We start from the raw sequence: 23033 nt of genomic DNA on the forward strand, positions 1-23033 counted from the left end.
GCCTGAAATGAGCGAAGAAACCGCATGGGGAGTGTCAGATGTACGGCGCAGCAAAAGTTTTTACCATCTCTCCTTCCTGCACTTTTCTATCCACTCTGATCGATGCGCTGATTGATGGCCATCTGGTTGAGGGCTTCTGCGCCGAGAATCCTTCCGATCTGGGACGCGCCATTATCTATGTGCCCACACGGCGTACCGCCGATGCGCTCAAGGAAGCCTTTCTGCCCCATTTGCGAGAGCGTGGATGGCAAAGCGCCATTCTTCCCAAGATCCATGTGATCGGGGATGTAGAAGAGGATCTTCTGCCCTTCAAGGTGGCAGCCAGTGGCGGCGAGGATTTTCGGCATTTGCCAACCGCGATGGACAGCGTAGAGCGCCGCCTGACGATGACGCGGCTTGTGCATCACTGGGCCGAGACGGTGGCCCGTCAGGTTCTGGCGCTTGGGCCGGATCAGCCGTTGCATGTGTCCGGGCGCCCCACAGATGCCGCCTATCTGGCGATTGACCTTCTGGCGCTCATTGACGCTGTGCATCGCGAACGCTCCGACTGGGCTTATCTGGACAATCTGGTGCCTGAGGATTACGGCGCCTTCTGGCAGATGAGCCTTGAATTTCTCAAGATCGCCACGGCCACATGGCCTGAGCATCTCAAGGGACTTGAGCTTGTTGATCCGGTGGAGCGGCGCAACGCTGTGCTTGCTGCCGAGATCATGGCCATTGAGCAATATGACGGGCCTGTCATCGCGGCAGGCTCTACCGGCTCCATTCCCGCCACTGCCGACCTGCTGGAAGCAGTGGCACGCCACCCCAAAGGCGCGCTCATCCTGCCTGGTCTCGACAAGGATCTCGACGAGGAAAGCTGGCAGGCCATCGGCCATCTACATCCCGAGTTAGGGCAAGCCGAACCTGCCGCCGGTCATCCCCAGTTCAACCTTAAGCAAATGCTCGACCGCATGGCCCTCAAGCGCACGGATGTGATCAGCTTGGGCGCCGTATCCACCCCACTGGCCTTAAGGGAAAAGCTGGTCAGCGAAGCCCTGCGGCCTGCGGAGACCACCGAGCATTGGCGCTCAAGCCTTGAAACCCTATCTCTTGCAGACCGCGCCGCCGCGCTTGCTGGCGTGACGATGGCCGAGGCAAACAACGAGCAGGAAGAAGCCCGCATCGCCGCGTTGGCTTTGCGCGAAGTTCTCGAGCGCCCCGACGCCCGCACCGCGTTGGTAACACCTGATCGCGCACTGGCCCGGCGTGTACTGCTTGAGCTCAAGCGCTGGGGCATCAATGTGGAAGACACCGCCGGGATGCCCCTTGCCGAGACGCCGCCAGCTTTGCTTATGCGCCTGATGATTGACTGTGTGGTCAGCGGCTTTGATCCGGTCAAGCTGCTCTCGTTGATGAAGCACCCGCTGGCCTCTTTTGGCATGCCACGGGCAGATGTACGCCGTGCGGCCCGTTTTCTGGAGTTGCGCGTTTTGCGTGGTCCGCGTCTTGGCGACGGGTTGAAGCCGCTGCTTGATGAATTTGCCCGCAAGCACGACAAAGAGCAGGAAAAACTCGGAGCCGATATTGCTCTGCCGGAGGTCTGGCAGATTGCGGCACAACTCCTCAAGCGTTTTTCAGAGGCAATCGCACCGCTGATCTCATTGATGGATGCAGAAGAGGAGCCTTCCTTTGGTGAGTGGCTGGCCGGTGTCATCTCCGCCGTTGAGGCTGTTGCCATGGACAAGGATGGTCTGCCTGACCGTCTTTATGACGAAGCTGCCGGTCGCTCCATTCAGGACTTCTTCGATCGCGCTTCGCTGGCGGCAAGCATTTCGTCCGACCTTTCACCACAGGATCTGGAGCCATTTCTGGTGGCCATGATGTCTGGTGAAACGGTGCTCTCCCATGGCGAGGGCGATCCGCGCATTCAGTTGCTCGGCACGTTGGAAGCGCGACTGCTAGATGTGGATCGGGTGGTTATTGGTGGCCTCAATGAAGGATCATGGCCAGCGGAGACAAAAACAGACGCGTGGCTATCGCGCCCGATGCGCGCGCAAATGAAGCTCGAGCCGCCCGAACGCCGGATCGGGCTCGCCGCCCATGACTTTGCACAAGCCATGGGACGCTGCGAAGTCGTACTGATCCGTGCCCTCAAGACCGGCGGTGAGCCCACCGTGCCCAGCCGTTGGCTGCAACGCCTTGAGGCGGTTGCCGGTTCCGATGCCCGCCATGCCATGCATGAGAAGGGCGCCGAGCTGAAACGATGGGCTGAACAACTCGATGCCGCGCGCGCACAGATTACTCTTAAACGCCCAGCCCCCTGTCCACCTCTGGAAGCAAGGCCGCGCTCGCTTTCGGTCACAGAAATCGAGACATGGGTGCGCGACCCTTATGCCCTCTATGCCAAGCATGTGCTGGGTCTGAGAGATCTCGACCCCATCGGCTCGGCACCGGGCGGCGCGGAAAAAGGATCGATCATTCACGACATACTTGGCCGCTTCACGCAGGATTGGACGGGCCCCTTTGATGAAACGGCGGTTGAGTGCCTTCTGGATATGGGGCGGGAAGCCTTTGCCCAATGGGAAAATTTCCCTGATCTGTTGGCCTTCTGGTGGCCCCGCTTTGAGCGCATCGCCCGCTGGTTCATTTTGGAATGGGAGGCCGAGCGCGAGAACACCGTTGCTGGCCGCCATGCCGAGATATCAGGCCGCATCACCCTGCCGGTGCGCGGGGGAGATTTTGTGCTGCGAGGCCGTGCCGACCGACTGGACATTACCAAGGATGACCGGCTTGAGGTGATCGACTTCAAGACCGGACAGCCCCCTTCTGCCAAGCAGGTGTTGCCCGGCTTTGCGCCGCAGTTGGCACTGGAAGGCTATATGGCCAAGCTTGGCGGCTTTGAGACCATTCCGCGCGGCATAGAAGTGGGCGATATGGTCTGGATACGCCTTTCCGGCGGTCGCAAGGCAGGCGAACGCAAGCCGGGGGTGGAGAAGGATTACGCAGCCGAGGACATTGTCGAGCTGATCGGCAAGCGCCTGCTCGCCCTGATCACCGCCTATGATGATCCAGCCAAGAGCTATCCTTCACGGGCGCGGCCCATGTTCGAGCGGTTCGAAAGCCCCTATGATCATCTGGCACGCGTCAAGGAATGGTCGCAGCAAGGCGGGGAGGAATAGAGATGGCAATGCAAATCCCGCAGGAAACCAAAGACGCTCAGGCCCGCGCCTCAGACCCGGAAAATTCCGCCTGGGTAAGCGCCAATGCGGGCTCGGGCAAGACCTTCGTGCTCGCCCGCCGTGTTATCCGGCTGTTGCTGGCGGGCACCGAACCTTCCAAGATCCTATGCCTCACCTTCACCAAGGCGGCGGCGGCGGAAATGTCGAACCGCGTGTTCAAGCTGCTGGCCGGCTGGACCGAGCTGAGCGACGACGAACTGCGCGCTGAACTCGTCGAACTGGATGGCAAGCGCCCCACAGATGCCCAGTTGCAGCGGGCACGGCGCCTGTTTGCTCGCGCATTGGAAACGCCGGGCGGGTTGAAAATCCAGACCATCCATGCCTTCGCAGAACGGCTGCTGCATCAGTTTCCGCTGGAAGCCAATGTTCCGGCGCATTTCGAGATTCTTGATGACCAGCTGGCAGCCGACCTTCAGGCGGCGGCACTGGCTCATGTCATGCGGGCCGCACGGCTGCAAACACGCCCGCAATGGAGTGCAGCCCTGACGCTGCTGGTGGACCATATGGGCGATATGGACATCCAGAATGCGCTCATTTCTCTGGTCTATGACCGGGAAGGGTTTGGCCGCTTCATGGAAGGGGGCGAAAGCTCCGAAGCGGGTGCAGGCTCAACCGGGCTTGACGCAGCGGTTGCCAATCTCGCCCAGACGTTGGGGCTGTCCGGAACGGACAGCATCGATGCGCTGGAAGCGGATATCCCGTTCGGTCCGTTTTTCCCTGCCTATTATCTTGGAGAGTTGGCTCCCCTGTTCGAGACCGGTGGCAAACGGGACAAGGCGCAGGCGTCCCTTATGCGGGGACTTCTTGCCCACCCACCGCTCAGTGAGCAGACACGGCTCTGGCTTGAGCTGTTTCGCAAGAAGGATGGCGCGGCCAAGTCCCTCTCCTACACCGCGTCGAAAAAGATGCTGGAAGGCGATCTCGGCCTTGTCGACGCCATCGAGCGCGAGCAGATGCGGTTGGACGCCTTGTTTGACAAACGCAATGCCCTCATCACGCTGGAGGTTAGTCGGGCGCTTTTCACACTTGCCGAAGGGGTGATCGGCTATTATCAGCGCGCCAAGGCGGCGCGCGGGCTGATGGATTTTGAAGATCTAATCATGAAGGCTGCGCAAATGCTCCGTCCGGTGCGTGCGGCTGCATGGGTGCATTATAAGCTTGATCAGGGCATTGACCATATTCTGGTGGACGAGGCACAGGACACCAACCCTTATCAGTGGGAAATCATCCAGCGGTTGGGGGAAGAATTCTTCTCAGGAGACAGCGCCCGCGAGGTCAACCGGACCGTCTTTGCGGTAGGCGATGAAAAGCAATCCATCTATTCCTTTCAGGGAGCCGAACCGAAATGGTTCGCCTATATGCGCGATTTCTTCCGCACAAGAGCAAAGGCGGCGGACAAGCCTTTCCATGATATCAAATTGCGGCTCTCCTTCCGCTCGACCCCCCATGTGCTCAAATCGGTCGATCAGGTCTTTTCCAGCGCAGCCACCTACGAGGCACTCTCTTCTGACAAGGAACGAACCGACCATGAGCCGATCCGCGGACGTGATCCCGGTCTTGTTGAAATCTGGCCACTGCATGAGCCGATAGAGCAGGAAATGGACGAGGACTGGGCCAAGCCGCTAGACGCGCAGGGCGAAGCCGACCCACAGGTGAGGCTGGCGCAGGACATCGCCAAGACCATTCGCCATTGGCTGGAGAGCGGGCAACATCTGGAAGGCAACGGACGGAAAATTTCGGCCGGAGACGTGCTTATTCTGGTGCGCAAGCGCGGGGCTTTTGTCACTGCCGTCAACAGGGCACTCAAGGAGGCCGGCTTGCCCGTGGCAGGGGCAGACCGCCTTGCTCTGCTCGATCATATCGCGGTGCAGGATCTGCTGGCGCTGGGCGACGTGATGCTGTTGCCCGAAGATGATCTTTCCCTTGCCGCCGTGTTGCGCAGCCCTCTTTTCGGCTTATCGGACGAGCGCTTGTTCGACCTTGCTTACGAACCGGAGGGACGCCACACAAGCCTCTGGGATTGTTTGCGAAAACGCGCTGATAGCACGACATCGCAAGACGCGGATTTCGTCGAGATTTTCGCCCATCTCAGCCGCTGGCAAGGGCAGGTGGATTTCCAGCCTCCGTTTGATTTCTTCGCCCAGATTCTGGGACCGGAGGGCAAGCGCCGCGCCTTTATCGAACGCCTTGGGCCAGAGGCTGACGAGGTGATTGACGAGCTGTTGTCTCGCGCTCTGGATTTTGAGAAAAAGCAGACTCCGAACCTTCAAGCTTTCCTTGCCTCCATGCGGCAAGGCGGTGCGGAAATCAAACGCGATATGGGCGCCGCAGAAGGCCAGATCCGCGTGATGACGGTGCATGGGTCCAAGGGGCTTGAAGCACCCATCGTCTTTTTGGTGGATGGTACCGGCAAGCCCGCCAGCGCCAGCCATCATCCGCATCTGGTGGAGCTGGAAGCGGCTGACGGAGGCCCTGCCATGATGGCGTGGAAGGCGCCAGCAGCCAACCAGCCTTCCCCTGTTGCCTCTAGCCTTGGCAAGCTCGATGCGGAATCCGAGGAAGAATATTTGCGCCTGCTTTATGTGGGCATGACCCGCGCGGAGGATCGGCTTTATCTTTGCGGTTTTGCAGGCGTGCGCGGGCCAGCGGAGAATTGCTGGTATGAAGTGGCGCGACGGGCTCTCTCTGATCATCTCGAAGAAGTGCCCCATCCGGTGACCGGCGATTCCATCCATCGCTGGCATCTGGAAGGACGGTTTCAGGAGCGGCCAGCAGACAATCCCAAGCCTCTCTCCGGCGGCAAGGAAGCGCCTGATCTGCCCGTATGGATCAAGCAGCCAGCGAGCAAACCGCCCAGTCCGATGGCCTTCTTGCAGCCCTCGAAGGCCGCAGAGAAAATCGAAGGAGATCAGGGGGCCATGCAGCTTGTAGCCAGTGGTCCAAGCCGCAGTCTGGTGCATGACTGGGAGCCTCGCAGGCGGGGCACCGTCATCCATGCGTTGATCGAGCATCTGCCGCAAGTCTCTGAATCAGAAAGACAAAAGGCAGGGCTTGCTTATCTTTCTCATGTCGCCAAGGATATGCCCTTGCAGAGCCGCAAGGTAATTCTGGAAGAGGTTTTGCAGCTGTTGTCACGCCCCGAGCTGGTAGATCTGTTCAGCCCGCAGGGCCTGGCCGAGGTCTCTATTGCAGGCATGGTCGGCGTTAATGGCGAGGACCATACCGTGTCCGGCCAGATCGACCGACTATTGGTGGGCGAACAGACTGTCACCATCGTGGATTACAAGACGAATCGTCTTGTGCCTAACTCTCCAGAGGAAGCCCCCCTCGCCTACCGGACACAGATGGCCCTTTATGCCCACCTATTGGCACCCCTTTATCCGGGCAAGACTGTTGAAACTCTATTGCTGTGGACCGCGGAGCCTAGCATAATGGCGATTCCAGAGGCTCTGCGGCAATCCGCGCTCGACGAGATTGGCGTCAATCGACCTATTGCTCCTTGACGAGAGAAAGGGGAATACCTACCTTCAGGGCAACAGAACAATATTCACTTATCAATGAATATTGATAGAAACTAGCCCGAATCCGTTCGCTTGTGGAGCTCGGAAGGGGCGCATTGAAAAGAGGCAAGCTATGGCTATCGTAAATGCTACCGACGCAACCTTCGCTCAGGATGTTCAGGGTGATGTTCCTGTTGTTGTTGATTTCTGGGCAGAATGGTGTGGTCCGTGCAAGATGATTGCGCCTATTCTGGACGAAATCTCCAAGGAAAAAGCCGACAACGTCAAAATCGTCAAGGTCAATGTTGACGAAAACCCGAATACGGCCGCCCAGTATGGCGTGCGCTCCATTCCAACGCTCCTGCTCTTCAAGGGCGGTGAAGCCGTTGCCATGAAAGTGGGCGCAGCACCGAAAACCGATCTGGTCAAGTGGATCGAAACCGGCGCCTGATCACTTCGGCACAATCAAGACATAGCAAAACCCGGTCAGCAGCTCTGGCCGGGTTTTCTTTTTGCCTTTTGCCAACTTTTGCCCGAGAGCAAAAATGGCGATCCACGCACATTGGCGCTGGTTGGCACTAAATAGATCGGAAAACAGGAAGCCAGACAAACGAAAGCCCACCGGGGGAGGAGGTCCGGTGGGCTTCGTTGGAGGATCCAAAACCGGGAGGAGGAAGTTTTGGATCGGATCAGGCTTTGGGAGGAGGTAAAGCCTGAATTCTTAAGAAACTCGTGGCTTTCGCTTGGACTTTTGATCGTCAGCGAAAGACTTTTTTATTTTGCAGTAGCAGCTTCGCGTGCAATGTCGCTGATGTCTGAACGGGAGATGCCCAAGTCGTTAAGATCGCGGGTGCTCAAACGGTTCAGTTCTTCAACAGTGTCACGGTAGTTGCGCCACTGACGGTAGTTCTTCACAACAGTATTCATCATTGTCGTCATCCTTTGTTGCTATGTGGCATTAGGTGTTCAACTGCTTTTTTCCGAAAGCGTCTGATTTGTAACTCGTTTTAAAGTTCCTCATCGCTTTCTTGATTATGTATATAGAACATGGCTTCGAAATTTTCACCCCACAAGATTGCATAGCTGTCTTGACAATCATGCAATTCAAGATCATCTAAAAATATAGCTATGCATTTTTGACCGGTCTAAATATTTGTAGAAAAAATATCTATATATTTCAATGCGTTATAAACTCCTCTTTTTACTACTAAGGGATTATGTAGTTTCCACTGCTCGATTCCATTGCATAGAATGCAAGGCTTGTTGGAGGGAGAAATCGGTGTTGTCGGTGCAAAATATCCCTTTACGATAGGCAAAAGGGCACTTATTTGCCCCCAGCCAGCCCTCCAAAATCAATTTATATCGATTTAAATACACAGCTCTTCGAGCTGATCGCTAGCCACTTTGCGGAGAGTTTCAGAAATTTTGGCACCAATGGCATGGCGAAAGCACACCAAAAGACAACAGGTAGGCCCGGAAAACCCCGGGCGCCCCAAATTGCCCCCTGCCGTAGCAAAACGGCAGAGCAAATTGTCACTGTTATTGTGGCAGGGTGCCGTTGGTCTTGAGAATATTGCCAGCCAGATAGAGCGAACCGGAGACCAGAATTCGCGGAGCTGGCTTCATGTTCATCAGAGTCAGGCGCTTGAAGGCCTCTTCAACCGATCCTGCCGCCGAAGCGGGAATCCCCGCCTGCTGAGCGATCTGGGCCAGATCAACCGGATCTAGCGCCGCATCATTGCCCTCGATGGGCACGGTAATGATATCTTTGGCCAGGCCCTTGAAAGGAGCGAAATAGCCCGCAGGATCTTTGGTGTTGAGCATACCGACGACCATATGCAAAGAACGCGGGGCCTTTTCTTCCAGATCTGCAAAGGCCGAAGCCACAGCCAGACCGGCGTGGGGATTGTGGCCACCATCAAGCCAAAGCTCGGACCCTTTAGGCAATTGATCGAACAGATGTCCCGAAGTCAACCGCTGCATACGTGCTGGCCAGTCAACCGAGGTTAAGCCCTTGGCAATCTGCTCATCGGTAATGCCCGGCAGAACCTGACGGACCGTAGCAATCGCCGTTCCGGCATTGAAGAGCTGGTGGCGCCCACCCAGGCGCGGCATAGGCAGATCCAGCAAACCACTCTCCCCCTGAAAAATCAGACTGCCATGCTCTTCAAAGCTCATCCAGTCCTGTCCGCCAATGGAGAGCGGCTGAGCCCCAACCTTGGCTGCCTCGGTTTCCAGAACGGCACGCACCTCTTCTTCCTGCTGCGCCCAGATAGACGGAACGCCCTTTTTCATGATCCCTGCTTTTTCCCAAGCGATGCGGGAAATCTCGGTACCGAAAAAGCCTTCATGGTCATGAGCGATCGGCGTAATCACGGTCGCTAGCGCATCCTTGATAACGTTGGTCGCATCAAAGCGGCCACCAAGGCCCACTTCCAGGATCAACAGATCGGCAGGTTGCTCAGAGAATAGAAGAAAAGCGGCAGTGGTCGTAATCTCGAAAAAGGTGATCGGCTCGCCATCGTTGGCTTTTTCGCAGCGGCGCAGAGCATCGATCAGAATTTCGTCGGAAACCAGCGTGCCCGCCAGCCGGATGCGTTCGCGAAAATGCACCAAATGCGGTGAGGTATAGACATGCACTTTCTTACCCGCAGCTTCTGCCATCGCGCGCAGGAAAGCCGAGGTCGAGCCTTTGCCATTGGTTCCGGCGATATGGATGGTTGGCGGCAAGGAAAGATGCGGATTACCCAACTCGGCCAACAGCCGCTCGATGCGCCCCACCTCCAGATCAATGCTTTTGGGATGGAGGCCAACGAGGCGTTCCAGAATGGCTTCTGTCTGTTCGGTCATTGTCTTATGTCGCTATCCAGATCGGGGAAGCCGCAAGAGAACCGGGCGTTGGCGCCAACAGCTCATTCATGCTGTCATTCCTCAAAAACAGCAGGCCACGCAGCGGTGGCCCCGAATCAAGAACATCCCGCGTTTTCCAACAACAGGATGCTCCGGTATAATATGTCGGCAGGTCTCTTGCGAACGCCCTCCGGCCCCGCTCACCCCGCCACGCCAAGCAAGGATCAGAAGGATCAATCAGCCTTCTTGTCGGTGTCTTTTGACTTTTCTTTCTTCTCCCCATCGCTGGCACCGTCTTCTGGTGCCTTTTCAGATGCGGCTTCAGGGGATGCTTCGGCGCTTCCTTCCGGATTGGCATTCGGAAGGTCAGCCATGGCCTTTTCGATGGCGACCTGTTCGGATGTCAGCTCTTCGCCAAGATCTTCTGGCACATCGGTATTGGTGAAGAAACGGCAGAGTCGCGCTATAACCTTCTTGAGGTCGTGACGATGGACAACCATGTCCACCATGCCATGATCCTTGAGATATTCGGCGCGCTGGAACCCTTCTGGCAGCTTTTCGCGGATGGTCTGCTCAATGACACGCTGACCGGCAAAGCCGATAAGAGCCCCCGGCTCGGCAATATGGATATCACCCAACATGGCATAGGATGCGGTTACCCCGCCCGTGGTCGGGTCGGTCAACACGACAATGTAGGGCAGACCAGCTTCGCGCAGCGCCTGAACGGCAATGGTTACGCGCGGCATCTGCATCAGAGACAGAATGCTCTCTTGCATGCGCGCGCCGCCGGAAGCGGAAAAGAGGACGAAAGGCGTTTTGTCTTCCACGGCCTTCATCATGCCCTTGATCAGCGCTTCGCCAGCAGCCATGCCCAGAGTACCAATCATGAAATTGGGGTCCTGCACGGCGGCTGTCAGCAACAGGCCTTCCACATCGCCCTGCGCCACTTGCACAGCATCTTTGTAGCCGGTTTTGGAACGGGCTTCCTTCAGGCGATCCGAATAGCGTTTGATGTCGCGGAATTTCAGCGGATCGTCGACAACTTCAGGGGCTTCCAGAAGGCTATAGTCCGCATTGTCGAACAAATACTGGAAGCGCTGGGAAGCGTTGAGCCGCATATGGAAGTTGGAATTGGGAACAACATACTGGTTGTTTTCGAGATCCCGATGGAACACCATTTCACCGGTGACCGGATCTTTAATCCAAAGGTTTTCCGGGACATCCCGGCGATTCAAAAACGAACGAATTTTCGGTCGAACGACAGTGTTAATCCAGTTCACGAACCAATTCCTGACTTGAGCCTTAAAACAGTCTTGACGGGGCAAACCCCATATTTGCTCCCCTGTCTTACCGTATTGCAGCTGGGGATGCAATCTGATGGTTTCAAGGCCCGATATTAGTATAGGCCTTGCCACACGAGCCGCTGCCCCTTGCGCCCGGAAACAAAAATCCATGCTTTTCGTGATCTTGTCCGGGCCGGAAGCATCGGGGTCTCAGCAGTAACACTCAATTGTGGTCAGGGCACGCCCTATTTTGTCACGCACAGCTTTTTTTTGTCTCACCCTTAACAAGGTTGTGGCGATGACACGGACTGATGGCGCCGCATGAAAAAGCCCCGGACAGAGCCGGGGCTTCATCTTACTTCTGATTGTGCCAGACCTTAAGCCTTGGCGCGTTTGCAACCGTCTGCCAATCCCTTGACGATATCGGTCACGGCAGAAACAGTCTTGTCTGTCGCCTTGCCGTCAGCATCAAGGCTATCCTTGATGGCATTGACCAGTACGGATCCAACAACCACACCATCGGCATTGCGTCCAATGGCTTCGGCCTGCTCGGGGGTTTTCACGCCAAAGCCAACAGCGACCGGCAGATCGGTATGATCCTTGATGCTCTTGACGGCGATGGCCACCTTGTCGGCATCCAGTGCGCCCGTGCCCGTAATGCCGGTGACCGAGACGTAATAAACGAAGCCAGAGGTGTTTTCGAGCACCTTGGGCAGGCGCTTTTCGTCGGTAGTCGGGGTTGCCAGTCGGATGAAGTTTACCCCGGCCTCTCTAGCCGGAATGCACAATTCATCGTCATGCTCGGGCGGCACATCGACCACGATCATGCCATCCACGCCCGCTTCCTTGGCATCTTTTACGAAGGCTTTCGGGTCACGCACATAAATGGGGTTGTAATAGCCCATCAGGATGATCGGGGTTTCATTGTCTTCCTTACGGAATGCGCGCACCATGTCGAAGGTCTTGGCCATGGTGTGACCACCGGCCAGCGCCCGCTGTGTGGCCAGTTGGATGGGAACCCCTTCGGCCATCGGATCGGAAAAGGGCATGCCCAGTTCGATCACATCAACGCCTGCCTTGGGCAGAGCCTTGAAGATTTCCAGCGAGGTGTCCAGATCCGGGTCACCTGCGGTGATGAAGCCAACGAGGGCTGCGCGATTTTCGGCCTTGCAGGCAGCAAAGCGGGTATCAATGCGTGTTTTTTCCATTGCTCTTACTCCTGCATCCTATTCCGCAAGGGACCCCTTGCCGAGAAACTTGCTCACGGTATTGACATCCTTGTCGCCACGACCGGACAGGTTCACCACGATAATCTGGTCTTTGTCCATGGTCGGAGCCCGTTTGATGACTTCGGCAATGGCGTGAGAGCTCTCAAGAGCAGGAATGATCCCCTCGGTCTGGCAGAGCAGCTGGAAGGCCTCAAGGGCCTCAGTGTCGGTAGCCGAGACATACTCGACCCGGCCGCTATCCCTGAGGAAAGAATGCTCCGGCCCGATGCCCGGATAGTCCAGACCGGCGGAAATGGAATGCCCTTCCAGAATCTGGCCATCGTCATCCTGCAGTAGGTAAGTACGGTTGCCATGCAGAACGCCGGGCTTGCCCGCATTAAGAGAGGCGCAATGTTCATCGGTATCAAGACCGTAACCAGCCGCCTCGACGCCGACAATCTGCACGTCTTTGTCATCGAGGAACGGATGGAAGAGGCCGATGGCATTGGAGCCGCCACCAAGGCAGGCACAAAGCATATCCGGCAAGCGCCCTTCAGCAGCCAACATCTGCTCTTTTGTTTCCTGCCCGATGATCGACTGGAAGTCGCGCACCATGGCGGGATATGGATGCGGGCCAGCCGCCGTGCCAATGATGTAATAGGTGTCGGCCACGTTGGTGACCCAGTCGCGCAGGGCTTCGTTCATGGCATCCTTGAGGGTGCCCGCGCCTGCGGTGACGGGATGGACCACGCCGCCAAGCAGATTCATGCGGAAGACGTTCGGCGCCTGACGCTCCACATCGGTCGCGCCCATATAGACCTCGCAAGGGAAGCCGAAGCGGGCACAGACGGTAGCCGTTGCCACACCATGCTGGCCAGCGCCGGTTTCGGCGATGATACGGGTCTTGCCCATGCGTTTGGCCAGCAGAATCTGGCCAAGGCAATTGTTGATCTTGTGGCTGCCGGTATGGTTCAGCTCTTCGCGCTTGAGGTAGATTTTCGCACCACCCAGATGCTCAGTCAGGCGCTCTGCGAAATAGAGCGGGCTCTGGCGGCCGACATAATCCTTATGCAGCTTGGCCAGTTCCTTGTGGAATTCGGGGTCTTCCTTGGCTTCGTTATAGGCCTTGTCCAGATCCAGAATGAGCGGCATCAGGGTTTCTGAGACGAAGCGTCCCCCGTAAATGCCAAAAAAGCCGCGATCATCGGGGCCCTGGCTGACGCTGTTGGGCAGAGTGGTCGGGTCAGTCATTAGTGCTTCCTTGTTCAAAAGCTGTCCACGCCTGACCGCATTCCCTAGAGCTCTTGAGCGGCGGCCTTGGCGGCATGGACGAAATCCATGATTTTCTGCCGGTCTTTAACGCCCGGCGCGCTTTCAATGCCCGAGGAGACATCAACTCCTTGCGGGCGGGTCAGGCGAATGGCCTCGGCGACATTGTCCGGATTAAGGCCCCCTGACAGGACGAATGGTTTCTTGAGCTTGAGATTCTGTATCAGGCGCCAGTCAAAGGTGATGCCGTTGCCTCCGGGCAGATCTGTCTTCATGTCCTTGGGTGGCTTGGCGTCAAACAGCAGGATATCGCACACAGCCTCATAGGCAGGAATGGGCGCAAGATCTGCTTCGTCCCGAATGGGCAGGGCTTTCATGACAGGGCGTTTGAACCGTGCCTTGATCTCCAAGACACGCTCGGGTGTCTCGGAGCCGTGCAATTGCCAGATATCAGGATCGATCGACCGGTCGATGGCCTCAAGCTCATCGTCACTCGCATTGACAGTGAGGGCTACTATGGACGCTTTGCCGCGTACCGAACCCACCAGTTCCTTCGCTTTCCCATAATCCACATGCCTCGGGCTTTTCGGAAAGAAAACAAATCCAATCCAGTTGGCACCACATTGCAGGCCTGTTGCGATCGCCTCTGGCGTCGATAGCCCACAGATCTTTACATACATTGGGAACCCTCTTGTTGCAATGGCTTTGTCATCACCAGTTCGGGAGCTTATGGAAATCAAAGCCCTTCTTGGGTCGAGGCCAAACAGAAATGCCAGCCCTTGAGGCTGGCATCAATTCTCGTCAGATCGCTTTGCGTCTATCAGTCTGGCTCGGGTCATCCGGTCAAACCAGAAAGGAACCGACCAGCACACCTGTCCGGATTACATCGCGACTTTGGTAACGGCGGTCGACCCTGCTGCTGGCAAAGCCGGAACGTCGCTCTTTGGATCGGCGGCAATCTTTTCAAGGCGCTTTTGCTGGCGATCTGCTTCGTTGCGCCACTTTTGCGCCTCATAGCGTTTCTCGCGCGCAGCTTTACGGTGGCGACCCTGTTTGAGCCATGCCATGAACCCGCCGATGAAAATTCCAATCAGCAACGCACCAAAGATCACCACATAGAGCGGCACCGTAAAATCCAGAACAGGCTGTTCAGGAGAAAACGGGTCTAAAGCCAGCTGCACAGTGTGGCGGTTTGCCACCGCCAGAGAAATGGCGATAATGGCGAATGGCACAAGAATAATGAGCTGCAAAAAGCGTTTGATTATTTTCATAATCGAAAGATATCCAGTCTTGATCGGCAGGCTTATTCGCTCCCGTCCCCATCATTGAGACGCTCGCGCATTTCCTTGCCCGTTTTGAAGAAAGGAACATATTTTTCAGCCACCGGAACCTTCTCACCGGTTCTCGGATTGCGGCCGATGCGCGCCGGCCGGTTCTTGACCGAGAAGGCGCCGAAGCCACGCAGCTCGACCCGATCACCGCGCGCAAGAGCGTCGGAAATCTCATCGAGAATGGCATTCACAATATGTTCGACATCTCTCTGATAGAGATGCGGGTTTTGTTCTGCGATATGTTGTACCAATTCGGACTTGATCATCGTCCGCTCCCCTTCATTGCTACGCTTACAGATTTGAATTCGTTATCGAGCAGATCCCAACGTAATAAAAAGCGTAAAATGCTCTTATTGTTCGTTTTTTTGAGCCTGCCAAACTGAAACCAGTCCGTCAAGTTGCACTGCGGTATTTCGTTGGTCAAATAGGTCAATAATTGGTTGAGGAAGCAGGCTGGCAGCGATCTTGCTGGCAAAGCCAAATGGAAAACTCTCGGTGATCGGTTCCGGTTTCCACTCGATCAATTGCAAATTACTATCCAGATTATGGTTTTGAATCAACCAGTTCTTCGCTTCTTCAGGACCGCCTAGCTCATCCACCAACTGCAGATCAACGGCTTGCCCACCTGTGACAATTCGGCCATCGGCCAATTCCAGTGCCCTTTGCCTGTCAAAAGGACGATTTTCCGCAACAAGGTCAACAAACCATTGGAAAGAATCATCAATCATTTTGGCGATCATCGCTTCGGCTTCGGGATTCTGTCCGGAAAACGGGTTTGGCTCTGCCTTCAGCGGGGCGCTTTTGATGCTGCGCATCTTCACGCCCACGGTATCCATCAGGCCGGTAAGATCGGTATATTGAAACAGCACACCGATGGAGCCGGTGATTGAGGTGCGCCTTGCAAAAATGCGCTCAGCGGGCAACGCGATGATGTAACCGGCGGATGCAGCCAAAGCATCCATACTGGCAACAACTGGCTTTTTCTCGCCCAGCTGCTTGAGGGCGTTGTAGATCGCTTCACCGCCCGAGGTTGCCCCGCCGGGGCTATTGATGGAAACGATGACGCCCTTGACGCTGTCGTTTTTTTCAAGCTGCCGGATCAGCTTGAGCTTGCGTTCCTGACCAATGATTGTGCCGGAAAAAACGATCTTGGCGATATGGCTTTTCTTGTGGGAGAGGCTATCTTCATCAACGACAAAGTTCAGCGATGCGGCAGCAACCAGAATGATCAGCGCCAGCACGGCCACTATGCGCCAGACCGACAATTTGCGCCGTAGCTTGCGTCGCTCGACCAAATGATCCATATCGAAAGCCATGGTTGTAATTTCCTCAAGCTGTTCCTGTTTGGTTTATCACCCGCGCAAACATATTTTGCAACGCCAATATAGCCTGCGTATCGAAAAAGAGTTTGAAAAGAAATAACAAATAAAAAATGCCGCAGGCGAGATCACCTGCGGCATCCGTTTTATTGACAAGGGCCTTTAAGGCAGAGCGACTTATTCGTCGTCGCCGCGTGCTTTAAGGGCTGCACCCAGAATATCACCGAGGGAAGCGCCAGCGTCGGAAGACCCGAACTGTGCAATGGCTTCTTTCTCTTCAGCAACTTCAAGCGCCTTGATGGAAACACCGAGTTTACGGTTTTTCTTGTCGAACTGGGTGATGCGAGCGTCAACCGTTTCACCAACCTGGAAGCGGTCGGTGCGCTGGTCAGCGCGGTCACGGGCCAGATCGGCACGACGGATGAAGGCAGTCATGTCGGAACCGACAACCTTGACTTCCAGACCGTTTTCTTTCACTTCGGTGATTTCGCAGGAGACAATTGCACCGCGTTTCATTTCACCAGAAGCGTCTTCGAACGGATCGGATTCAAGCTGCTTGATACCCAGGGAAATACGTTCTTTGTCGACATCCACATCGAGGATGACGGCTTTGACAACGTCGCCCTTGTTGAATTCTTCCAGAACCTGCTCGCCAGGACGGTTCCAGTCCAGATCGGACAGATGAACCATGCCGTCGACTTCGCCTTCCAGACCGATGAAGAGACCGAATTCGGTCTTGTTCTTCACTTCGCCTTCGACGACGGTGCCAGCTGGATTGTTTTCTGCAAAAACAGCCCATGGGTTGTCGAGGGTCTGTTTCAGGCCCAGAGACACGCGGCGTTTTACAGGATCGACTTCCAGGATCATCACTTCTACTTCCTGAGAGGTAGAAACGATTTTGCCCGGATGAACGTTTTTCTTGGTCCAGGACATTTCGGAAACGTGGATCAGGCCTTCGATGCCTGGTTCCAGTTCGAGGAATGCACCATAGTCGGTGATGTTGGTCACACGGCCGGTGAATTTCTCGCCCACTGGGTAACGCTGCTCGATTTCAGACCATGGGTCAACTTCAAGCTGCTTCATGCCCAGAGAAATACGATGTGTTTCCTGGTTGACGCGAACGATCTGAACCTTGACCGTCTGGCCAATAGACAGAACTTCGCTCGGATGGTTGATACGACGCCATGCAATGTCGGTGACATGCAGCAGGCCGTCGATGCCGCCCAGATCCACGAATGCACCATAATCGGTGATGTTTTTGACAACACCCTCGACGGTCTGACCCTCTTTGAGGTTCTGAACCAGTTCGGTGCGCAGTTCTGCGCGTGTTTCTTCCAGAATAACACGACGGGAAACAACGATGTTGCCGCGACGTTTGTCCATTTTCAGGATCTGGAAAGGCTGTGGCGTGTGCATCAGAGGGGTCACGTCGCGAACCGGACGGATATCCACCTGAGAGCGAGGCAGGAAGGCAACGGCGCCATCCAGATCGACGGTGAAGCCGCCTTTGACCTGGTTGAAGATGGTACCAGTAACTTTTTCTTCTGCTTCGAACGCTTTTTCCAGCTTGCCCCAGCTTTCTTCGCGGCGGGCTTTGTCGCGAGACAGAACAGCTTCGCCCATCGCATTTTCGATACGCTCGAGGTAGACTTCAACCTCGGAGCCAATCTCAAGACCACCGTCTTTTGCCTGAGCACCAAACTCCTTCAGTGCTACGCGGCCTTCAACTTTCAAGCCAACATCGATGATAGCCATGTCTTTTTCGATGCCGACGACGGTCCCTTTGATAACCGCACCTTCATGAGGTGAGGTTTCGCTGAAGGACTCATCGAGAAGGGCGGCAAAATCTTCCATGGACGGATTAAGATCGCTCATAAAAACTCCTAAATAACCCCATTTTTCGGGGCTCTTCGCGCCAATTGGTTCGTGTTTCACCATGCTCTTTTCCCGACCATGTCCAACTTAAGGACAAGTCCACCCTTTGTGATAAAGGAGTGGTCCGGCGCGTATGCGGTCGGTAGGGAGCGCAATTTTAAAGGCATTCCGCAAGGATGCCCGTCAAGGTCTGAAAACAGAGAAAACTGAAAAAGCACAATCCGCCTGTAACATCCCCCAACGTAACAGACTGAAAGACATAAGAAATAACCGGAATTATGCAAGTGAGCGCATAGCAAAAAGGGCAACAATCAAAGATTGATTGCCACTCTTTTATTTTATCTGGCTTTCCTCAACAATCCTAACAGCTTGCTGGAATGCGCCTTCTATATCCAATTTTGTTGTATCAAGCAAGTGGGCATCTGCCGCAGGCACAAGGGGAGCCACAGCTCTGTTCTGGTCGCGTTCATCCCGTTTTTTCACATCAGCAAGGATCTGCGCATAGTCCGCCTGCTCGCCCTTGGCCAGAATCTCATCGGTGCGGCGCTGGGCGCGTTCTTCTGCGCTGGCGGTGACAAACAGCTTCACGTCCGCATCAGGGCAAACGACAGTGCCGATATCGCGCCCGTCCAGAATGGCCCCTCCCGGTCGGCTCGCAAAGCTGCGCTGGGCTTCCAGAAGCGCCTGACGCACGCGCGGCATCACAGCTACCTTGGAGGCTGCCTCGCCAATGGCATGGGCCGAGAGCACCGAGCGATCCAACGCCCCAAGATCCAGCCCGCGCGCGGCCGCTTCAGCCACATCTTCGTCATCAAGCGGTTTATCCGCAACAACAAGCGCATGCGCCACAGCCCGGAATGTCAGCCCCGTATCCAGATGCGGCAACTTGAAATGCTCCGCCAATCTGCGCGCCATGGTGCCTTTGCCAGAGGCTGCGGGGCCATCAATTGCGATGATCATTGGACAGTCCACTCCTTAACAGTCTTGTCTCACGTCTTTTCTCTTTGATCCGGCGGTGCGGGATGTCGCGCCGAATTCTTCCTTAGCGACCCAATTCGCGTTCCAGAAACTCAAGGCTCCGGATGCCATACCAACTGAGCCACTCGCCATCGACGAAGGCGTGGGCAAAGGGCAACTCAGCCAAGAGCTGCTTCTTGGCATGAAACGGATAGGGTTCTGAGGCGCACAATAGGAGAGTCGTTTCCGGATCGAAAGCATCGAGATCGATCACGGGATATCTTTCATCAAAATGCGTAATCTCGACGCCAAGGCGTGAAAGGCTATCACCGATGAAACACTCCCGGCTGACAGCCATCCATGGTTTGCGCCAAATGAGATAGAGAATTTTTTCCGGTGGTCGCACGGGCTGCCGCCCCCATTCCATCAATGCAGGCAAAGGGGTTTCCGGTTGCCATGGCTTCTTCTGAAGACTCAATAGTGTGTGGCACCGTTCGGCCATCTGCTGCAATTTATCATTGGCCAGCAGGCTTGCCAGATCGGCGAAGGTCGCCGCCATGTCTTCCAGCGACGTGACATGGGTGACATGACAGGGAATGTCCGTCTGCTCGCCCATGAAGCGGGCATTCTCTTCCCTGTCCAGCAGGATCAGATCCGGCTTTGTGGCCAAAAGCTTATCCCAGTTCCAGTCCTTGGTGCCCCCGACGACGGGAATGTCGGCGACCGTCTTCTGAGGGTGTATACAGAAGCGCGTGCGTCCGACCAGCATGATACCGGCTGCCAGCAGGGTTTCCGTCCAGCTGGGGACAAGAGAGATCACGCGCTTTGGTGTCGCAAGCATCGGCTCTATTCAAACTCTGCGCCAAGCGCTTCCATGAGATCGGCAAAGCCGGGGAAAGATGTATTGATGATGGCAGCGTCATCAACGGTCACCGGTTTTTCTGCCCCCAGCCCGAGGACAAGGAAGCTCATGGCGATGCGGTGATCCAAGTGAGTGATCACCCGGCCTCCACCCGCAATGGTGCCCCCACCCCTCACGACAAGATAATCCTTGCCTTCTTCGAAAGGCACGCCATTGGCTTCAAGCCCTGCGGCAACGGCTGCCAGCCGGTCGCTTTCCTTGACGCGTAATTCTTCCAGGCCTTCCATGCGGGTTTCCCCTTCGGCATAGGCAGCCGCCACACTCAGCACCGGATATTCATCAATCATGGAAGGCGCGCGTGCTGCAGGCACCGTTACACCTTTCAGCGCAGAGCTGCGCACGCGAATATCGCCAATGCGCTCGCCACCACTGTTGCGTTCATTCTCGATGGTGATATCCGCGCCCATTTCCAGCAATGTGGTAATGAGGCCAGTGCGGGTCTCGTTGAGCAGAATGTCTTCAATGACCAGCTCCGAGCCCGGCGTTATCAGGGCAGCCACAATCGGAAAGGCAGCCGAAGACGGATCACCCGGTACGGTGACGTCCTGTGCGGTCAGCTCTTGCAGACCTTCAATCGTCAGAACAGTCTCGCCCGCGTCATTCATCTCTTCGCCGAGCGTTGCGCCAAAGCCGCGCAGCATCTTCTCGGTATGATCACGGGTCTTGACCGGTTCGATCACCCTTGTGGTGCCAGCCATATTGAGACCGGCCAGCAAGACGCAGCTTTTCACCTGCGCTGATGCCATGGGCACGCGATAGGTAATGGGCTGGGCCGGATCGGCCCCTTTCAGTGTCAGTGGCAGGCGATCACCAGAGCGGCTCAGAACCTCGACACCCATCTCGCGCAAAGGATTGAGCACACGCCCCATCGGGCGGCTGGAGAGGGATGCATCCCCCATAAAAGTCGTCGCAAAGGCATGGGCGCCGGCAATCCCCATAACGAGGCGCGCACCTGTACCGGAATTGCCGAAATCAAGCACACCGGTCGGCTCTACCAAAGAGCCCGTGCCGAGCCCCTCGACATACCAGACATCTTCATCATCTTTGCGCACAGTGGCGCCGAAGGCTGCCATGGCCTTGGCCGTATTGAGCACATCCTCGGATTCAAGCAAGCCGTGAATTTGCGTTTCTCCGCGGGCCAGAGCGCCAAAGATCAGAGCCCTGTGCGATATGGATTTGTCACCCGGTACACGCAAATGACCGCGAAGGCCTGAACACTTGCGCGCGGCAAGCGGAGACAAGTTGGTGCTGTCGTGAGCCATTCTCACCCCTTGCTTGATTTCTATACTGGGCCTTTTGGCAGAATTGCGCATAATAAAGCAATCCTGCAAGGCCATTTCTTCGTTGAAACGGAACCCGACTTACACCATATTGCCCACTACGTCACGCCAACTTCGGAAGAAAAGAGTAAATTGACTCTGTTTTCGACTTTTAGCTTTTGACAGGCCGCATAAGGTTAGCTAATGGAGTTGGTCAAATCTTAGAATCGAAAACCTTGCTAGGTGAAGAGGCAAAGCTGTGGCACGACCAGAACTTGGAACCAAACGCGTCTGTGCAGATTGCGGCGCTAAATATTACGACCTTAACCGCGACCCGATCGTTTGTCCCAAATGCGGGACGATTTACGAATTGGCCAAACCATTGGCTGCTGAAGTGGCTGAGGTCGATGAAAAAGAAGAAGAAGTTGTAGCAACCACCGCGGCTTCGGACGACGATGGTGATGCGGAAGTCATCTCCCTTGAAGATGCTGACGCTGAACAGGCTTCTGATATCGATGTGCCGGATCTCGACGACGACGATAACAGCGATGACGCTGATGTCTTCCTTGACGACGAAGAAGACGAAGAAGCCCTCGATGCGATCGGCCTCGACGTGGCAGTGCCAAACGAAGACGACGAGTAATCAATACGCGCTCTTTTCAGGTGGCTTATGGCCCTTTGTGAAGAGCATGCGTATTGTCCGATCCTTCGCGGCGGCAATCTTCTTATATCAAATACAAAGCGCAGCCGGAAACCGCTGCGCTTTTTCTTTATCCCGTCTTGGGCGGAGGCCATCGGCCCTTATAGATCCTTGTTGGAATTTTGCTCCTGTCCCCTCGCCAACCGCCGAAGCCAAATGTTTGTCAGCCCATATAATGCCCCTCTCATTGCCTTTCAGGCACCGCCAATTGGCCTTTGGGACCAGCCTTTGAGAAAGACATCATCTATCTGGGGAAAGAATCCACATTTTCATGAGAATGGGGATTGATTTCACCTAAACGCTTCAATATGTTCCGCTTCACCACGAAGCGAATATGACGCTTTGATGTGGGGCTATAGCTCAGTTGGGAGAGCGCGTGAATGGCATTCACGAGGTCAGCGGTTCGATCCCGCTTAGCTCCACCATTTCTTCCCTTATTTGAATTTTCCCAGCATTATCAATCCTTTAGATGGATGTGAATTTTGGCTGCGTACCCATGTTCGTACCCAGATTGCGTACCCACCTGTGGAAACCGCATCGCCACTTCCAGAGCACTCCCCTAACTTATTGCCAGAACCCTCTAGATGCATTTCTAGGATCGCATCAATTCAGCGTTGTCACTTTGACATTGCAGAGCCTAAGCTCCCAGCAATGACATTTTGGAATCGCAATCAGGAGTAAAGCACATGGGTTGTTCTGATGGTGCACCGCGTATAGCGGGTGACTTGACCACCGAAGACTGGTTTACGAGAGAAGAGCTTCTGAAAGGAAATGCTGCCTCCGCTGATGATTGGCAGAAGGCGGTGAATGACTTCTTTAAGGAGCGAGTTCGAAAGCGGTATCTCAATCCCATTGGCAACCTTCAGAATGGCGATGGAGAGGGAGAGGGCTTCGCGATTGTCACGATCCAATGTGCGCTCATTGAGTTCCTAGCGGCACTGAGAAAGGGAGCAATCTATGAGTTCCACGAGCCTGACAACGCAAAACACGAGTACAACGATAGCCGCAAACTGTTTGTCGACTTTCTTCGAAATACTCCACCATTCTCAGAATCTTTCAGCAGGAAACAAGCAGAGGAGTTTTATAGCTCGATAAGGTGTGGCCTTCTACATGAAGCACAATCTAAGGGTGGCTGGCGCATTCGGAATGTCGGCTTACTCCCCGTTGATCATGATACGAAAACTCTTAACCGCGACTCGTTCCATAGGATCATCGAGACATACATCGACAAGTATGTTGAAGAGATCAAGACTTCGAAAGACCGTCAAGATGCGTTCATCCGCAAATTCAACCACATATGTAAGACCGCTCAGAAGGCCCCACGACAGGCTCAATGACC

Annotated in this window: 18 protein-coding genes and 1 tRNA gene; 6 read left to right on the forward strand and 13 right to left on the reverse strand. The window is 55.4% G+C overall.

What is annotated here, in order from left to right; translation table 11 throughout:
• Positions 1 to 38 precede the first annotated feature (38 nt).
• The 3 genes from addB to trxA all read left to right on the forward strand — a co-directional run bounded on the left by addB (position 39) and on the right by trxA (position 7172).
• A complete protein-coding gene (addB, locus tag ACKPCT_RS14630) occupies positions 39 to 3161 on the forward strand; it encodes a double-strand break repair protein AddB (protein ID WP_319567263.1) in 3123 nt (1040 codons plus the stop codon).
• Positions 3162 to 3163: 2 nt separating this feature from the next.
• Entirely contained in the window at positions 3164 to 6724 is a 3561-nt protein-coding gene (gene addA / locus ACKPCT_RS14635; protein ID WP_319567264.1) for a double-strand break repair helicase AddA, read from the forward strand.
• Between the two features lie 130 nt (positions 6725 to 6854).
• Complete coding sequence (gene trxA, locus ACKPCT_RS14640; RefSeq protein ID WP_319515538.1) at positions 6855 to 7172, forward strand: thioredoxin; 318 nt, start codon at positions 6855 to 6857, stop codon at positions 7170 to 7172.
• 323 nt (positions 7173 to 7495) lie between these two features.
• Here the strand turns inward: trxA and ACKPCT_RS14645 are convergent, their stop codons facing one another.
• The 13 genes from ACKPCT_RS14645 to aroA all read right to left on the reverse strand — a co-directional run bounded on the left by ACKPCT_RS14645 (position 7496) and on the right by aroA (position 20997).
• Entirely contained in the window at positions 7496 to 7651 is a 156-nt protein-coding gene (locus ACKPCT_RS14645; RefSeq protein ID WP_394704683.1) for a DUF1127 domain-containing protein, read from the reverse strand.
• Between the two features lie 609 nt (positions 7652 to 8260).
• Positions 8261 to 9571: a bifunctional folylpolyglutamate synthase/dihydrofolate synthase gene (locus ACKPCT_RS14650; RefSeq protein WP_319567265.1), complete on the reverse strand. Its 1311-nt coding sequence runs from the start codon at positions 9569 to 9571 to the stop codon at positions 8261 to 8263.
• Between the two features lie 233 nt (positions 9572 to 9804).
• Positions 9805 to 10851 (reverse strand): acetyl-CoA carboxylase, carboxyltransferase subunit beta, encoded by a 1047-nt coding sequence (accD, locus tag ACKPCT_RS14655; protein WP_319567266.1) that lies wholly within the window; start codon positions 10849 to 10851, stop codon positions 9805 to 9807.
• A gap of 380 nt (positions 10852 to 11231) precedes the next feature.
• Complete coding sequence (gene trpA / locus ACKPCT_RS14660) at positions 11232 to 12062, reverse strand: tryptophan synthase subunit alpha (protein WP_090069708.1); 831 nt, start codon at positions 12060 to 12062, stop codon at positions 11232 to 11234.
• Positions 12063 to 12080: 18 nt separating this feature from the next.
• A complete protein-coding gene (trpB, locus tag ACKPCT_RS14665; RefSeq protein WP_319567267.1) occupies positions 12081 to 13313 on the reverse strand; it encodes a tryptophan synthase subunit beta in 1233 nt (410 codons plus the stop codon).
• A gap of 44 nt (positions 13314 to 13357) precedes the next feature.
• On the reverse strand, positions 13358 to 14011 hold the full coding sequence (locus ACKPCT_RS14670) for a phosphoribosylanthranilate isomerase (RefSeq protein WP_090069704.1): 654 nt from the start codon (positions 14009 to 14011) through the stop codon (positions 13358 to 13360).
• Between the two features lie 201 nt (positions 14012 to 14212).
• On the reverse strand, positions 14213 to 14602 hold the full coding sequence (locus ACKPCT_RS14675) for a lipopolysaccharide assembly protein LapA domain-containing protein (RefSeq protein ID WP_090069702.1): 390 nt from the start codon (positions 14600 to 14602) through the stop codon (positions 14213 to 14215).
• Between the two features lie 32 nt (positions 14603 to 14634).
• Entirely contained in the window at positions 14635 to 14928 is a 294-nt protein-coding gene (locus ACKPCT_RS14680) for an integration host factor subunit beta (protein ID WP_090069699.1), read from the reverse strand.
• An 84-nt stretch (positions 14929 to 15012) separates the two neighbouring features.
• On the reverse strand, positions 15013 to 15978 hold the full coding sequence (gene sppA / locus ACKPCT_RS14685) for a signal peptide peptidase SppA (RefSeq protein WP_090069697.1): 966 nt from the start codon (positions 15976 to 15978) through the stop codon (positions 15013 to 15015).
• 180 nt (positions 15979 to 16158) lie between these two features.
• Positions 16159 to 17856, reverse strand: coding sequence for a 30S ribosomal protein S1 (gene rpsA, locus ACKPCT_RS14690; protein WP_090070391.1), 1698 nt, complete (start codon positions 17854 to 17856; stop codon positions 16159 to 16161).
• Between the two features lie 333 nt (positions 17857 to 18189).
• Positions 18190 to 18816: a (d)CMP kinase gene (gene cmk / locus ACKPCT_RS14695; RefSeq protein WP_090069694.1), complete on the reverse strand. Its 627-nt coding sequence runs from the start codon at positions 18814 to 18816 to the stop codon at positions 18190 to 18192.
• Positions 18817 to 18898: 82 nt separating this feature from the next.
• Positions 18899 to 19654: a helical backbone metal receptor gene (locus ACKPCT_RS14700; RefSeq protein ID WP_319567268.1), complete on the reverse strand. Its 756-nt coding sequence runs from the start codon at positions 19652 to 19654 to the stop codon at positions 18899 to 18901.
• A gap of 5 nt (positions 19655 to 19659) precedes the next feature.
• On the reverse strand, positions 19660 to 20997 hold the full coding sequence (gene aroA / locus ACKPCT_RS14705) for a 3-phosphoshikimate 1-carboxyvinyltransferase (protein ID WP_090070389.1): 1338 nt from the start codon (positions 20995 to 20997) through the stop codon (positions 19660 to 19662).
• 256 nt (positions 20998 to 21253) lie between these two features.
• On the opposite strand from aroA, the gene ACKPCT_RS14710 reads away from it, so the two are divergent.
• The 3 genes from ACKPCT_RS14710 to ACKPCT_RS14720 all read left to right on the forward strand — a co-directional run bounded on the left by ACKPCT_RS14710 (position 21254) and on the right by ACKPCT_RS14720 (position 23031).
• Positions 21254 to 21637, forward strand: coding sequence for a TIGR02300 family protein (locus ACKPCT_RS14710; protein WP_090069690.1), 384 nt, complete (start codon positions 21254 to 21256; stop codon positions 21635 to 21637).
• Between the two features lie 406 nt (positions 21638 to 22043).
• Positions 22044 to 22119, forward strand: a tRNA-Ala gene (locus ACKPCT_RS14715).
• A gap of 261 nt (positions 22120 to 22380) precedes the next feature.
• Positions 22381 to 23031: a hypothetical protein gene (locus ACKPCT_RS14720; RefSeq protein ID WP_319567269.1), complete on the forward strand. Its 651-nt coding sequence runs from the start codon at positions 22381 to 22383 to the stop codon at positions 23029 to 23031.
• Positions 23032 to 23033 lie beyond the last annotated feature (2 nt).

The sequence above is a fragment of the Cohaesibacter marisflavi genome, assembly GCF_963665895.2.
GTDB lineage: Bacteria > Pseudomonadota > Alphaproteobacteria > Rhizobiales > Cohaesibacteraceae > Cohaesibacter > Cohaesibacter marisflavi.